The sequence below is a fragment of the Xanthomonas populi genome (assembly GCF_002940065.1).
Taxonomy (GTDB): Bacteria; Pseudomonadota; Gammaproteobacteria; order Xanthomonadales; family Xanthomonadaceae; genus Xanthomonas; species Xanthomonas populi.
In genome coordinates this window covers 1-553 of sequence record NZ_MDEJ01000322.1, presented here as the reverse complement: position 1 = coordinate 553, position 553 = coordinate 1, and the positions used below count along the sequence as shown (strand labels likewise).

At 62.4% G+C, this 553-nt stretch carries 1 pseudogene; it reads right to left on the bottom strand.

The features are described 5' to 3' along the window. A pseudogene (locus tag XpopCFBP1817_RS21110) lies at positions 1-553 on the bottom strand (IS3 family transposase); the annotation flags it as partial.

Here is a 553-nt window from a genome sequence, read left to right as displayed (position 1 = left end):
TGGAAGCGCGGTTTGCGACCATAGCCCACCTGGGCACGCAGTCCCTCGGTGCGCATCAGCCGATGCACCCGATGGCGACTACAACGCTCACCTAGATCGCGTAGATCCGTGGTGATCTTGCGATGCCCATAGACACTGCCGCTGGCCAGCCAGTGGTGCTTGATCAATCCCAGCAGGCGTTGGTCTTCCTTTGCGCGCTCACTGTCGGGCGAGCGTAACCAGGCGTAATAACTCGCCCGGTTGACCCGCAACACCCGGCACATCGCACACCCCCTGAATTCCCCGCAGTGGGCTTGCATGAAGGCGTACTTTGCCTTTACCCCTTGGCAAAGTACGCGGCGGCATTTTTTAGGATGTCGCGCTCCTCGGTCACTCGACGCAACTCTGCCTTCAGCCGCCGAACCTCGGCGCTCTGGTCAACCTCGGCGCGCTGCGCCACGCCAGGCTTACCAAACTTGCGCAGCCAGGCATAGAGGCTGTGCGTCGTGACACCCAGCCGCTCGGCGACCTCTGCCACCTTGAACCCACGATCAGTCACTTGCCGGACCGCCTC